7 protein-coding genes and 1 pseudogene are annotated in these 13,983 nt (G+C 71.6%); 4 read left to right on the top strand and 4 right to left on the bottom strand.

The window, feature by feature from the left end:
• The 3 genes and pseudogenes from ABZ854_RS33515 to ABZ854_RS33505 all read left to right on the top strand — a co-directional run.
• A pseudogene (locus ABZ854_RS33515) lies at positions 1-390 on the top strand (ABC transporter ATP-binding protein); the annotation flags it as partial.
• Between the two features lie 127 nt (positions 391-517).
• The gene (locus tag ABZ854_RS33510) at positions 518-2,713 is read left to right on the top strand and encodes a CDP-glycerol glycerophosphotransferase family protein (RefSeq protein ID WP_361218722.1); all 2,196 of its coding nucleotides are present in this window, start codon (positions 518-520) and stop codon (positions 2,711-2,713) included.
• Positions 2,710-4,356 (top strand): glycosyltransferase family 2 protein, encoded by a 1,647-nt coding sequence (locus tag ABZ854_RS33505; RefSeq protein ID WP_361218720.1) that lies wholly within the window; start codon positions 2,710-2,712, stop codon positions 4,354-4,356. The genes ABZ854_RS33510 and ABZ854_RS33505 overlap by 4 nt, the downstream gene beginning before the upstream one ends.
• Positions 4,357-4,748: 392 nt before the next feature.
• On the opposite strand, the gene ABZ854_RS33500 is transcribed toward ABZ854_RS33505, so the two are convergent.
• The 4 genes from ABZ854_RS33500 to ABZ854_RS33485 form a co-directional block, all read right to left on the bottom strand.
• A complete protein-coding gene (locus ABZ854_RS33500) occupies positions 4,749-6,146 on the bottom strand; it encodes a hypothetical protein (RefSeq protein WP_361218724.1) in 1,398 nt (465 codons plus the stop codon).
• Positions 6,147-6,410: 264 nt separating this feature from the next.
• Positions 6,411-11,360: an NAD-glutamate dehydrogenase gene (locus ABZ854_RS33495; protein ID WP_361218717.1), complete on the bottom strand. Its 4,950-nt coding sequence runs from the start codon at positions 11,358-11,360 to the stop codon at positions 6,411-6,413.
• 504 nt (positions 11,361-11,864) lie between these two features.
• Positions 11,865-12,536, bottom strand: a complete 672-nt coding sequence (locus tag ABZ854_RS33490; protein ID WP_361218715.1) for an HAD family hydrolase — start codon at positions 12,534-12,536, stop codon at positions 11,865-11,867.
• 79 nt (positions 12,537-12,615) lie between these two features.
• Positions 12,616-13,128 (bottom strand): hypothetical protein, encoded by a 513-nt coding sequence (locus ABZ854_RS33485; RefSeq protein ID WP_361218713.1) that lies wholly within the window; start codon positions 13,126-13,128, stop codon positions 12,616-12,618.
• 332 nt (positions 13,129-13,460) lie between these two features.
• On the opposite strand from ABZ854_RS33485, the gene ABZ854_RS33480 reads away from it, so the two are divergent.
• A complete protein-coding gene (locus ABZ854_RS33480) occupies positions 13,461-13,937 on the top strand; it encodes an Rv3235 family protein (RefSeq protein WP_361218710.1) in 477 nt (158 codons plus the stop codon).
• Positions 13,938-13,983 lie beyond the last annotated feature (46 nt).

The raw sequence follows: 13,983 nt of genomic DNA, 5'->3' as shown, positions 1-13,983 counted from the left end.
AAGGGCGACTTCATCACCCTTCCGATGCGGACGTACTCCTCCGGCATGGCGGCCCGGCTGCGGTTCTCCATCGCCGCGGCCAAGGACCACGACGTGCTGCTCATCGACGAGGCCCTGGCCACCGGCGACCGCGCCTTCCAGACGCGTTCCGAGGAGCGGATCCGCGAGCTGCGCAAGCACGCCGGTACGGTCTTCCTGGTCAGCCACAACAACAAGTCGATCCGCGACACCTGCGAGCGGGTCCTGTGGCTGGAGCGCGGCGAGTTGCGCATGGACGGTCCGACGGAGGACGTACTGAAGGAGTACGAGGCCTTCACCGGGGACAAGAGTGACAACGTAGGCAAGACACAGCGGAAACCGGCCAAGAAGACCGTCGTTACGCAACCATAGAAGCCGAACGTCCATCTTCCCCAGTGCGTGTTCTTACCTAAGGCGTGGTTATCCCTTTCATCCCTCTAGTGACAGTATGTTATGAAAGGTGCCGCCCGAGCCGCCGACCCCAAGGAGTCATGCCGCGATGCCCCGTCTCAGCGTCATCGTCTACGGACAGAACACCCAGGGGCATCTGACCGAACTCCTCGACGGCCTGGAGGCCCGCCCCCTCCCCGACGCCGAGGTGGTGGTCGCCGCGGTCGGCGACTGGGCGCGGGAGACGGCCGAGGGCCACGATCCGCAGACGGTCGTCGTGCCCCTGCCGGACGGCACCGGTGACGCGGCCGCCCGGGCCGCCGGCGCCGCCCGCGCCACCGGCCAGTGGCTGCACTTCGTGCACGCCAAGGACGGCCTGCCGGCCGGTGCGCCCCGCCTGATCGCCGAGCGCCTCGCGGAACTCGACGACACGGTGGACGTCCTCCTCCTCGACCGCGTCACCACCACCTGGCAGAGCGCCGCCGTCCCCGCCCGCGACGGCCGCCTCCTCGCCGCGGCGGGCCGCGCCACCCTCGCCCTCGACGAGGCCCCCGACCTGCTGCGCCTCACCCCGCTGCTCGGCACCCGCGTCCTGCGCGCCGGCTTCTGGCAGGCCCACCAGGAACAACTGGCCTCGGACGACGAGCCGTACGCCGCCCAGGCGGCCCTGCTGCGCGCCGGCCGCGTCGCCTGCCTGAACCAGGTGGCCTACGACGACCGCAGGCTGCGCCCGGAGAGCCTGCCGCCGCTCACCCACCACGACCGGTTCGCGCTCATCGAGCGCTACGAGTCCCTGCTTCCCCTCGCCAAGGACCGCCGCGCCGCCCGCGGCGTGCTGTACGACCTGATGGTCCGCGACCTGGTCCGCACCTTCGCCCGCGAGGACCTGCCCGAGCCGGTGGCCCGGGAGTTCTTCCGGCGCGCCTCCCTGGCGGCGGTCCGCTGGCGGCCCGAGGGCCATCAGCGTCCGGCCGGAGTCGAGGGCGTCCGGCACGCCCTGCTCGAAGAGGGCGCCTACACCAAGTACCGCGCGTTCCAGGCCGCCAACCGCACCCGCCGTGCCGCCCGGAAGGCCGTACGCACCCGTAAGCGCCAGGCCGGCACGATGCTGCGCGACCGGCAGTACCGCAAGGCGCTCAGCCGGCCCGTCGACCCCGACCTCGCGGTGTTCGCGGCCTACTGGGAGCGCGGGGTGGCCTGCAACCCGGCCGCGATCGCCGCGAAGCTCGCCGAACTCGCCCCGCACATCCATCCCGTGTGGGTGGTCGCCAAGGACAACGCCGCCCTGCTGCCGCCCGGCACGGACCACGTGGTCCCCGGCACCCGCCGCTACTGGGAGACGCTGGCCACCGCCAAGTACCTCGTCAACAACGTCAACTTCCCCAACGCGGTGGTCAAACGCCCCGACGCGATCCATCTGCAGACCCACCACGGCACCCCGCTCAAGCGGATGGGCCTGGACCAGATGGACCACCCGGCCGCCGCCAAGGGCCTGGACTTCGCCGCGCTGCTGGCCCGTATCGACAAGTGGGACTACAGCGTCAGCGCCAACAGCCACTCCACCCGCATGTGGGAACGCGCCTACCCGGCCCGCTACACCTCCCTGGACCACGGCTACCCGCGCAACGACGTCTTCTACACGGCCGGCGCCGCCGAGGTCCGGGCCGCCCGCGAGCGCCTCGGCATCGCCCCCGGCCGACGGGCCGTGCTGTACGCCCCCACGCACCGCGACTACGAGGCCGGGTTCACCCCCCGCCTCGACCTCGCCGCCCTCGCCGACCGGCTCGGCGAGGACACCGTCCTGCTGGTCCGCGCCCACTACTTCTACGGCGGCGCCGCCTCCCCGCTGACCGGCCTGCGCCGCACCGGCCGGATCATCGACGTCTCCTCCTACGACCCCGTCGAGGAGCTGTGCCTGGCCGCCGACGCACTGGTCACGGACTACTCGTCGATCATGTTCGACTACGCCAACCTCGACCGCCCGATCATCGTCTACGCCGACGACTGGGAGACGTACCGCACCACCCGCGGCGTCTACTTCGACCTGATGACCGAACACCCCGGCCAGGTCGCCCGCACCCAGGAGGAGCTGACGGAGATCCTCACCTCCGGCGCCTGGCGCAACGAGAGCGCCGCCAAGGCACGGGCCGCGTTCCGGCGCCGGTTCTGCGAGTACGACGACGGACGCGCGGCCGAACGGGTCGTACGGCGGGTGTTCCTGGGCGAGCCGGAGGACGCGCTGCCCCCGGTGCTCCCGATCGAGGACCGCACCCCCGCCCCGACGCCCGAGGAGGCCACGGCATGACCACCCCCGACGTGACCGTCACCGTCATCGTCTACAACGACGCGGCGCGGCTGCCCCGGGCGGTGGCCTCGCTGCGCGCGCAGACGCACTCCAACATCGAGATCGTCATCAGTGACGACCACTCCACCGACGACACGCCGTCGGTGGCACGGGCGCTGGCCGCCCAGGATCACCGCATCCACTACCTGCGGCTGCCGGAGAACAGCGGCGGCTGCAGCGCCCCGCGCAACCGGGCCATCGAGATCGCACGCGCGCCGTACCTGATGTTCCTCGACAGCGACGACGAACTGCCGCCGAACGCGGTTGAGTTGCTGCTCGCCGCGCACCGCGAGCGCGAAGTGGACTTCGCGATGGGCGCGGTGCGGCGGGTACGGGTGGACAGCGGGCGCCGCTCGACGTGGATGCCGCACCTGGTGTCCGAGCGCCGCACGCTGGACGGCATCGAGGCCGACCCCCGGCTGCTGTTCGAGCACCTGTCCACCAGCAAGATGTACGCGCGCGCGTTCCTGGACCGCCACCAGCTGCGGTTCCCCGAGGGCATCCACTACGAGGACCAGCTGTTCTCGGCGCAGGCGTACTGCCTGGCCAGGGCGTTCACGGTCATCCCGGACCCGGTGTACGTCTGGTACATCGAGCCGTTCGCCGCGGCCGCCTCGGCGTCCATCTCCAACCAGCGGCACAAGATCTCCAACGTGCGCGACCGGGTGCACGTGCAGCGGCTGATCGACGACTTCCTGGTGGGGAGCGGGCACGGCGCGCTCCGGGAGGACAAGGACTTCAAGTTCCTCAAGCACGACTTCCGGATGTACGCCGGTGACCTGCCGTTCCGGGACGCGGAGTGGCTGGAGTCGTTCGCCGAGATCATGAACCCGTACCTGGAGACGCTGTCGCCGGGCGCGTACGAGCGGCTGCCGCGTCCCGAGCGGGTCGTGCTCCGGCTCCTCCGCGACGGCCGGCTGGACGAGGTCCGGCAGGCGGCGCGGGGGCTCGGGCACGGGGTCGCGCCGAGGCAGGTCACCACCGACACGGACGGCACGCCGTACTGGGGCGACCGGGTACCCGACTCCGAGCCGGCCCGCCGCGAACTCGACCTGACCGACCTGGAGCTGGACACCCGGCCGTTCCCGAGCGCGCAGTTCCGGCACGAGATCACCGAGCTGACGCCGGGTCCCGGGCCCCGCCTCACGCTCGCGGTCCGCACCTACGACCCCGGCCTGCGGCTGCCGGTCGGGCCGCAGCGGGCCGCACTGCTGCTGACACCGGCCCGGCGCCGGATGACCGTGCCATTCCGGCTGGACCCGGTGCGGCCCGGGGTGTTCGAGGGGCGGGTCGTGGTGGACCTCGCGGCGGCGTCGCTGCCGTTGCAGGGCTTCGAGGGCATCCGGCACCCGCTGCTCCGTCTCCAGCAGCAGGGCCTGTCCCACTCCGGTCTCCTGCTGGCCCCCCTGGACTTCCCGCGCACCACCGCCCGCGTCGACAACCACGCCGTCACGGTCGAACCCGAGTCCCGCAACCCCGGCCGCCTCCAGCTCCGCTGGCGCCCGGTCGGCATGACGGCGCGCGTGATCCGGCCGACGGTACGAAAACTGGCCGTACCGCGCGTCCGGAGGGCCGCGCAACTCATCTCCAGCGCGATGCGCTAGCGCTGGGCTTCAGCCGGGGCGGCTCCAGACCGGGTGCGCCCGCCTGCGGGCCGCCCTCGGCTGATCGCGCAGTTCCCCGCGCCCCTGGGGCGAGCTGCCCTGCACCGGCCTGCATCGGCGCCGGCCGGCTGAGGCCGCTCTCTGCGTACGGGCCACCCGTGGTTCCTCGCGCAGTTCCCCGCGCCCCTGGGTTGGCTGTCCTGCCGTGGGCTGCATCGGGGCCGCCCGCCCGAGGCCTTCCGCTACGTTCAGGCCGCCTGTGGCTGATCGCGCAGTTCCCCGCGCCCCTTCGGGGCACTCCCCGCCCGCGGCAGGCCCTCCCCCGCCTCAGCCGCGGGCAGGCGGGCCGCAGGGCGGCACGGGTGGGCGCGGGGTGACCTCGCGGTGCCGGGTTAGGGAAGCACCCTGTAGAGGACCTGGTTGGCCGGGCCGGACGTTACCTTCTTCAGCCAGGGCTGGGCTGCGGACCGTCCGGCAACCACCCAGTGGACGTCGTACCGCCGGAGGATGTCGCGGCGCGCGGCGGCCGGGGTCTTCGCGTCGAAGTAGCTGCGTACCGCTGTGTCCCGCGCGGGCTCGTCCGGGAGGAAGATGTCGGGGTAGCCGGGGGCGACCGTGTACGGGCCGTACGCCGGGATCTGCCGGGACGGGTAGGTCGTCGCCATGACGACGTCCCCGTACTTCACCCACGGGGTGATCCAGTGGTAGCCCACCCACGGCGTGTGGTACTTCGACGCGACCACGGACGGCAGCGCACCCCGGTGCACCACGTACCCCACCGTCCCCACCTGCGTCCACGCCCCCACAGCCAGCGCAGCGCCCAGCACGCACGCCCACGCCACCCGCACGGACCGCGCCCCCGCCGCCGCCACCTCCAGCGCCGCCGCGAGCTGCGCCGGGATCAGCGCGGCCGGCAGGGCGCGGCCCCACGAGTAGTGCCCCGACAGCCCGCCCGCCGCGAACATCAGCGCCCCGAGGACGAAGAAGAGGGCAAGTGGGTCCCAGCGGTCCCTGCGCCAGCGGAGCGCCAGCGCCGCGACTCCCAGCAGGACCAGGCCGAACCGTCCGGCGAGGTTGTCGTACAGCGGCCGGTGGATCGCCTCCAGGTCCGCGCCCGCCGAGAACAGCGAGAAGAAGTCGTAGTACGGCCACAGCCACAGCACCGCCAGCCCGAGCACGAGCGCGGCACCGAGTCGCAGCAGCACCGCCCGCCCGGGACGGGCGGCGACCACTGTCGCCAGCGCACCGAGCGAGGCCACCACCCCGGTGAACTGGTGGCTCAGCAGGATCAGCGACCAGAGGACCCCCAGGCCGAGCCAGACGCCCCAGCCGGCACCGTCCCGCACCGCGCGGGTCAGCCATGCCCAGAAGTGGAAGGAGAGCCCGAGCGCGAACACGCTCGGGTACGCCACCGTCAGCGCCAGGGAGTTGAGGCCGACGAAGCCGCTCCAATTGAAGAGCGTGGTGCCCCACAGGAAGAGCAGGCTGAGCAGGGCCACGGCGGGCGCGGCCCGATGGGCGCTGAGCGTACGGACGTACCGCCAGACGCCCGTGGCGAACAGCCCGAGCCCGACGACCGCGGCGATCCGCAGCACGACGAACACCGACAGCCCGCTCAGCTTGGCGACACAGCCCAGCAGCAGCATCCACGGCGAGTAGTACGGGCTCGGCGTGTCCGCGTCGACCAGCGGATTGCCGGGGTGCAGCAGGCTGTGCCGCAGGCGTTGCACGGTGGCCGCATGCATACCGAGGTCGCCCGCCCAGGGCAGCCGGACGATCACCAGCAGCATCAGGACGAGGACGGCACCGGCGGCGATCTGCGCCAGCACCCGGCCGGCGGTGGCCACCCCCGGCGGCGTGGCACGCGTCCCGCGGTCCCGGGACGACGGCCGGCCGGCTCTCGATGAGGTCGCAGTCACATCGCCGACCCTAGCCGAAACGTACCGATTAGCAGGAAACGGTAAATTCAAAGATCGCTTTTCTCTAGACGGCGGCAAGAAGGCGCCCCGGGCCGTCCGACCCGGGGCGCCTTCAGTGCCGTCGTCGCTTCAGCCTCACGAATGCGTGCGCAGCAGCGTCCGCATCGTGCGCATCGCCACCGACAGGTTGGCGAGGTCGAAGGAGTCCGAGCCGCGGATCTCCTCCAGGGTGGTGCGCGCGCGGGCCAGGATGGGCGCGTTCTTCCGCTCCCAGTCCTCGAACCGCTCATGGGGCGTCGACGTGCCGTTGCCGACGGCGAGGACGTCCGCGGTGAGCGCCGCGTGGGCCGCGTACAGGTCCTCGCGGATGGAGGCGCGGGCCATCGACTGCCAGCGGTCGTTACGGGGCAGCTCGATGATGCGGTCCATCAGCTGGCTGATGCTGAGCCGGTCGGCGAGGTCGTAGTACACCTCGGCCACGTCCAGCGGCTCCTTGCCCATGCGGTCGGCCACCGAGACGATGTCGAGCGCCGGGAAGGCGGAGGAGAAGCCGGCCACGCGGGTGGCGAGTTCCTCCGGGACACCGGCGGCGGACAGCTCGTCGTACACGTGCTGGTACCACTCCAGGTCCGCGCCGCGCAGCAGCTTCGGCAGCTGCTGCCAGACGTGCTCGACCCGCTCGGCGAAGAACTCGACCGTCTCGGCGAGCTGTACCGGCTGCGGCCGGTTGTTGAGCAGCCAGCGGGTGCCACGCTCGACCAGGCGGCGGGAGTGCAGCCGGATGCGGGTCTGGACGGCGGCCTCGACCTGGTTGTCGAGCGCCTCGACCGCGTCCCACACGGGTGCCGAACAGAAGATCGCGCGGGCCGCGGTCTGCGCGCGGACGATCTCCTCCAGCGATGCACCGGTCTCCTCGCGCAGGCGGTGCAGATACGTCGTACCGCCCGTGTTGACCGTGTCGTTGACCAGCACGGTCGTGGTGATCTCGCGGTGCAGCGGGTGGCTGTGGATGCGGTCGGTGAACTTCTCGCGCAGGGCGGTCGGGAAGTACGTGTGCAGCAGGCCGCGCAGGTACGGGTCGTCGGGCAGCGTGGTGTGCAGCAGCTCCTCGGCGACCGTGATCTTCGTGTACGCCAGCAGGACGGCCGTCTCCGGGCCGGTCAGTCCCTGGCCCTGGTTCAGGCGTTCGCGGATCTGGCGGTCGGTCGGCAGGAACTCCAGCGCCCGGTCCAGGTGGCCCTCGCGGACCAGATGACGGATGAAGCGCTGCTGCGCGTGCATCATGTCGTTGGACTGGGCGAGCGCGTTGGCGATCGCGGTGTTCTGCGCGTAGTTGTTGCGCAGGACCAGGGCGCCGACCTCGTCGGTCATCTCGGCGAGCAGCTTGTTGCGCTGCTTGACCGTCATGTCGCCGTCGGTGACCAGGCCGTTCAGCAGGATCTTGATGTTCACCTCGTGGTCGGAGGTGTCCACGCCGGCGCTGTTGTCGATGGCGTCGGTGTTGAGCCGGCCGCCGTGCAGGGCGAACTCGATCCGGCCGAGCTGGGTCAGGCCCAGGTTGCCGCCCTCGCCGACGACCTTGACCCGCAGGTTGTCGCCGTCGACGCGGATGGCGTCGTTGGCCTTGTCGCCGACGTCCGCGTGCGACTCGGTGGACGCCTTCACGTACGTGCCGATGCCGCCGTTCCACAGCAGGTCGACCGGCGCCTGGAGGATCGCCTTCATCAGGTCGGCCGGGGTCATCTTGGCGACCTTGTCCTCGATGCCGAGGGCCTCGCGGATGTGGCTGTTGAGCGGGATCGACTTGGCGCTGCGCGGGAAGATCCCGCCGCCCGCCGACAGCAGCTCGGTGTTGTAGTCGGCCCAGCTGGAGCGGGGCAGTTCGAACAGGCGGCGGCGCTCGGCGTAGGAGGTGGCCGCGTCCGGGACCGGGTCGATGACGATGTGCCGGTGGTCGAAGGCGGCGACCAGGCGGATGTGCTCGGAAAGCAGCATGCCGTTGCCGAACACGTCACCGGACATGTCGCCGATGCCGACAACCGTGAAGTCCTCGGTCTGCGTGTCCACGCCCAGCTCGCGGAAGTGCCGCTTGACGGACTCCCAGGCGCCTCGCGCGGTGATGCCCATGCCCTTGTGGTCGTAGCCGGCGCTGCCGCCGGAGGCGAAGGCGTCGCCGAGCCAGAAGTTGTACGACTGGGCAACCTCGTTGGCGATGTCGGAGAACGTCGCCGTGCCCTTGTCGGCCGCGACCACCAGGTAGGTGTCGTCCCCGTCGTGCCGCACCACGTCCTGGGGCGGGACGACCTCGCCCGCGACCATGTTGTCGGTGATGTCGAGCAGCGCCGAGATGAAGGTCTTGTAGCTGGCGATGCCCTCGGCGAGCCAGGCGTCCCGGTCCACGCTCGGGTCGGGGAGCTGCTTGGCGACGAAACCGCCCTTGGCTCCGACCGGCACGATGACGGTGTTCTTCACCATCTGCGCCTTGACCAGGCCGAGGATCTCCGTACGGAAGTCCTCACGGCGGTCGGACCAGCGCAGGCCACCGCGCGCGACCTTGCCGAAGCGCAGGTGCACGCCCTCGACGCGCGGCGAGTACACCCAGATCTCGTACGCCGGGCGGGGCGCCGGCAGGTCCGGGATGGCCTGCGGGTCGAACTTCATCGACACGTAGTCGTGCGGCTTGCCGCCCAGCGCCTCCTGGAAGAAGTTCGTGCGCAGGGTGGCCTTGATGACGGTCAGGAAGGAGCGCAGGATGCGGTCCTCGTCCAGGCTCGCGACCTGGTCCAGGGCGGCGTCCAGCTCCTCCAGGAGGGCGTCGATCAGCTCCAGGCCGGCGTTCTGCCGGTCCGGGGACATCCGCGCCTCGAACAGGGAGACGAGGAGCCGGGTGGTGTGGACGTTGTTGCGGAGGGTGTCCTCCATGTAGTCCTGGCTGAAGGTGGAGCCGGCCTGCCGCAGGTACTTCGCGTAGGCGCGCAGCACCATGGCCTGCCGCCAGGTCAGCCCGGCGCCCAGCACGAGGGCGTTGAAGCCGTCGTTCTCCGCGTGCCCGGTCCAGCTCGCGGCGAAGGCCTCCTGGAACCGCTCACGGCCGTCGTCGCCGAGGTAGTCGCCGTTGGTGCTGCCCTGCGCCTTGGGCATACGCAGGCCGAAGTCGTAGATCCAGGCGGTGGTGCGGTCCGTGCAGCGCAGCTCGTACGGCCGTTCGTCGACCACCTCGACGCCGAGGCGCTGGAGCACCGGGAGCACGGCGGTCAGCGAGACGGCCTCGCCCTTGCGGTAGATCTTGAAGCGGCGCTCGTCGGGGGCGGCGCCCACCGGCTCGTACAGGCTGAGCGCGAAGTCGTTGCCCGCCTCCCGGCTGAGCCGCTCCAGGTGGATCAGGTCGGCGACCGCCGCGCGCGGGCTGTGGTCCGCCTTGTAGCCCTCGGTGAAGGCGTTGTGGTAGCGGCGCAGCAGTTCGGCGGCGCGCTCCTCGCCCAGCTCGGCGTTGAGCGCCTCGGCGAACCCGTCGGCCCAGGAGCGGGCCGCCTCGACCAGGCGGGCCTCGATGCGCTCCCGGTCGGCGTCGGACAGCTCGGGCAGCTCGGTGCCCTGCGGGACGCGGATGACGAAGTGCAGCCGGGACAGGATCGACTCGGTGTTCCACGCGGTGAAGTCGACGCTGGTGCCGCCGAGCTCCTCCTTGAGGATGTCGATGATCCGCAGCCGGACGCCGGTGGTGTAGCGGTCGCGCGGGAGGTAGACCAGCGCGGAGTAGTAGCGGCCGTACTCGTCCTGGCGCAGGTAGAGCCGCAGCCGGCGGCGTTCCTGCAGGTAGAGGACGCTGGTGGCGATCGACTGCAGTTCGGCGGGCGGGGTCTGGAACAGCTCGTCGCGCGGGTAGGTCTCCAGGATCTGGAGCAGGTCGCGGCCGTCGTGGCTGTTGGGCGAGAAGCCGGCGCGGTCCAGGACCTCGTCGACCTTGCGGCGGATGACCGGCACGCGGCGGACGGATTCGGTGTAGGCGGCGGAGGAGAACAGGCCGAGGAAGCGGCGCTCGCCGACCACGTTGCCCTCGGCGTCGAACTTCTTGACGCCGATGTAGTCCAGGTAGGACGGCCGGTGCACGGTGGCCCTGCTGTTGGCCTTGGTCAGCACGAGCAGCTTGTGTTCGCGGGCCTTGGCGCGGGCGTCGGCCGGGAGCCGCTCGAAGGAGGGGCTGACCGGGTGCTGGTCGTCCTCGGAGTGGTGCGGGTCGGAGCGCAGGACGCCGAGGCCGGTGCCGGGCACGGCGGCGAGGGTGTCGTCCTCGCGCAGCTGGTACTCGCGGTAGCCGAGGAAGGTGAAGTGGTCGGACGACAGCCAGCGCAGCAGCTCGCAGGCCTCCTCGACCTCCGGCTCGGTCAGGTCGCCGGGCACGGGCTCGTTGCTGAGGCCCTCGGCCGTGCGGACCGCCGTGTCCCGCATCTTCTCCCAGTCCTCGACGGCCTCGCGGACGTCGGAGAGGACGCGCAGCAGGTCGGCGGTGATCTGCTTGAGGTCGGAGCGGTCGGTCTCCCGGTCGATCTCGACGTGGATCCAGGACTCGAAGTGCGCGTCGTGCGGAAGGTCACCGCTGGGCCGGTGGGGCAGGACCTCGATCAGCTTGCCGGTGACGTCGCGCCGCACCACGAACTGGGGGTGGATGACGACATGGATGCCGCGTCCCTGCCGGGTCAGCTCGTTGGTGACCGAGTCGACGAGGAAGGGCATGTCGTCGGTGACGACCTCGACGACGGTGTGGCTGCAGGTCCAGCCGTTCTCCTCGACCGTCGGGGTGTGGACCCGGACGTTGGCCGTGCCCTGGGGGCGGTTCTCGGCGAGCCGGTAGTGCGAGACCGCAGCGCCGAAGACGTCGACCGGGTCGCGGTCGGCGAGGTCCTCGGGTGCGGTGTGCAGGTAGTAGCGCTGGAGGAACGCGAGCACGGATTCGCCGTCCGGAATGTCCGGGGTGCCCTCGCTCGTCGTCCCAGTCGGTAGGTGCCCCCCGACCGGGCTGTTCTCAGCTACCCGGGCGGCCCGATCGAGCAGCTCGGCCTTGGCTTCGTCCAGCTTGGTCTGCATTGTCCTCTGACTCCTGTCGCGCGCCGTTGCGTGACGTAGAAGGAAGTACGGTCTCTTCCCCTCCGGAATGACGCCACGGCCCGGGATGTCCGGTCCGTTCAGACGCTATGCCGCGAGGTGTGAAGAGCGGGGGGTATTCGGCCATGATCGGCGTACCCACGGGATGTGACGCTGCGCTCGGCACCGTCGTGTCCTGGGGTGCCCTCGGCGTCCTGGGGGGCCTGCCGCCCCCGTCCCGCCCGCGAAGACCAGCGACCGCCGCCCGGCCACGGAGGTGTTCCGTGCGGCCCGGGCGCAGGGCAGGGACGACGGCGTCCCCGCGAGCTATCGCGCTGATCACGCCACAAGGCTATCGCTCCTCCCGGGGGGCCCGTCATGAGCCGTATGTGTACAAAACCGGGGGTAGAACTTTGACGTTCTGCACAGGGGCGAGAACGGGACAGGTGGCGTAAACAGCTCCACCCCATCAGGTACGTCCACGACCCTCGGACCGTTCACCGGGCCTTACGCGGCCGCCGCTCTCTCCGCCTCGGCGACAGCTTCGCGGAGCGTGTCCACCACGGGCACGCCGGCCGCCTCCAGGCTGGTCCTGCTGTGCGATCCGCCGGTGTACAGCACGGCCCGCGCGCCCACCTGCCGGGCCGCGACGGCGTCGTCCGCCGCGTCCCCGATCACCACGGTCCGGGCCGGGTCCACCACGCCGCCGAGGGCCGTCAGGTGCCGCACCATGTGCTCGGCCTTGCTCCCACCGGAGGGGCCGGTCCGCCCGTCCACCCGTATGAAGTGCCCCTCGATCCCGAAGCCACGCACCAGGGGCACCAGTTCCTCGTGCCCGTACATGCTCAGCAGCGACTGGCTGTGCCCGGCCGACCGCCAGCCCGCGAGCAGCTCGGCCGCCCCCTTGGTCAGCCCGCACCGCACCCGGTGCTCCGTGTAGTAACGGTGGAAGACGCCGTCCATCAGCTCCCACTCGGCGTCCGTCGGGAGCCGGCCCAGCAGCCGCTCGTAGAACTTCGGCACCGGGACGCAGTACAGCGCCCGGTACTGCTCCAGCGTGATCGCCGCGAGCCCCAGCTCGGCGAAGGCCGCGTTCGTCGCCCCGATGATCGCCTCATTGTCGTGGAACAGCGTCCCGTTCCAGTCCCACACAATGTGCGTCCCTGTGTGCATCCCCATGCCGAAAACCGTACCCGCCGCCACTGACAATCACGGCAGACGGTTCATCGGCGCAGGTCAGGCCATGCCCAGGCGAGGCTCAGGCGCTCCCCACCAGGTTCGGGACCTCCTGCGTGGCGTACCAGAGCAACTCGTGGTCCTCGGCCGCTTCCACCACGGACTGCGCGTCGCCGTCCCCGCCGTCGGCCGCTTGAAGCGCCCCCGCCGCCGCGGCCACGTCCGCCTCGGCGTCGCCGGCGTCGACGTGCACCGCGGCCGCCTTGCCCAGCGGCACGCTCACGTTCACCGTCACCTCGCCGGGCTCGGCCGCGTCCGGCCCCCGCTCCGGGTCCGGCGCGGCGGCGCCGTCGGGCACGTCGGCGGCGACCACGACCCGGCGCCGCGCCGCCCCGGCGTCCGCCGCGAGCAGCCGCAGGGAGGCCAGCGCGGCCCGGCCGAGCGCCGCGTACTCCAGTTCCTCGGTGTCCTCGGAGACGTACCACTCGCGCAGCGCGGGCGTGACGGCGTACGCCACGAACGGGCCCGTCCCCAGCCGGCCCGTCTGGTGCGCCTCGGCGAGACCGGGGAGGGTCAGGGGGACGTAGACGCGCATGGTTCGCCGCTCTTTCCTGGTCAGAGGCGTTCGCTGGATCCTCGGGGCCCAGCGGCTCGCGCGTCGCCCGGAGGGCCTTCAGGATACGTGCCGGGTGTCCCCTTTCGAGTCCCCACAGGTGCCGTCGGTGGCGTCCACCTCAGGCCGCGGATTCACCCGGCCCCGCCCGCCCGTCACGGGCCGCACCCCTCCTCGATTCACTCGGATAAGTGAACTTACCGGCCGCTCGACCGCCCCTTGGCCTTCCTTGCCCTGCCCGGTCCCGTCCCCGTACAAGATCCCCACCACGAGTTACCGCCCGGTACGACCCGAGCCGCCGAACGGGGACCCCCATGAACAAGGTCATGAGCCGCACCACCCACCCCCGCCCCCGCCACCGCCCCCCGACGCGTCACGACACCCGCCGCCCCACCACCGCGCCGCCCCGGAAGCCCCTCACCCGCGGGGTCCGTACGAGCCCGGAGCCGGCCCGTACGGCCCCTGCGGCCCCCGCGCCCCGCCAGCGCCCCACCGACCTCTTCGCCGACCGCCTGCTGGCCGTCCTGAGCGGCCGGCGCCCCGTCCACTGGATGCTGCGGCACACGGCAGGACGCGGCTACGACGACCTGGTCCGCCTGACCGAGCGCAGCCCCCTGCGCACCCGCGGCACCCACCCCGTCATCCACGACATCGGCTACTACGTCCCCCGCTCCGGCGCCCTCGAGGTCTTCGCCCGCATCGCCGCCGGCCCTCACCTACGCGCCCTCGCCTTCCGCCTGGAACAATCCCCCGACCTCCGCTGGCGCTGCACAGCGGTAGAAACCCGCTGACCACCAACCCGCACGCAGCTGCGGGCATGCGTGCCGCAAGGGGCGG

Source organism: Streptomyces sp. NPDC047028, from assembly GCF_040644095.1.
Taxonomy (GTDB): domain Bacteria; phylum Actinomycetota; class Actinomycetes; order Streptomycetales; family Streptomycetaceae; genus Streptomyces.
This window is presented reverse-complemented; position numbering and strand designations above follow the sequence as displayed.

Bases quoted from the DNA above. Each gene is read 5' to 3' on its own strand.
- ABZ854_RS33490 (WP_361218715.1), bottom strand. From the start codon at position 12,536: ATGGGGATGCACACAGGGACGCACATTGTGTGGGACTGGAACGGGACG.
- ABZ854_RS33510 (WP_361218722.1), top strand. From the start codon at position 518: ATGCCCCGTCTCAGCGTCATCGTCTACGGACAGAACACCCAGGGGCAT.
- ABZ854_RS33505 (WP_361218720.1), top strand. From the start codon at position 2,710: ATGACCACCCCCGACGTGACCGTCACCGTCATCGTCTACAACGACGCG.
- ABZ854_RS33480 (WP_361218710.1), top strand. From the start codon at position 13,461: ATGAACAAGGTCATGAGCCGCACCACCCACCCCCGCCCCCGCCACCGC.
- ABZ854_RS33495 (WP_361218717.1), bottom strand. From the start codon at position 11,360: ATGCAGACCAAGCTGGACGAAGCCAAGGCCGAGCTGCTCGATCGGGCC.
- ABZ854_RS33500 (WP_361218724.1), bottom strand. From the start codon at position 6,146: ATGCTGCTGGTGATCGTCCGGCTGCCCTGGGCGGGCGACCTCGGTATG.
- ABZ854_RS33485 (WP_361218713.1), bottom strand. From the start codon at position 13,128: ATGCGCGTCTACGTCCCCCTGACCCTCCCCGGTCTCGCCGAGGCGCAC.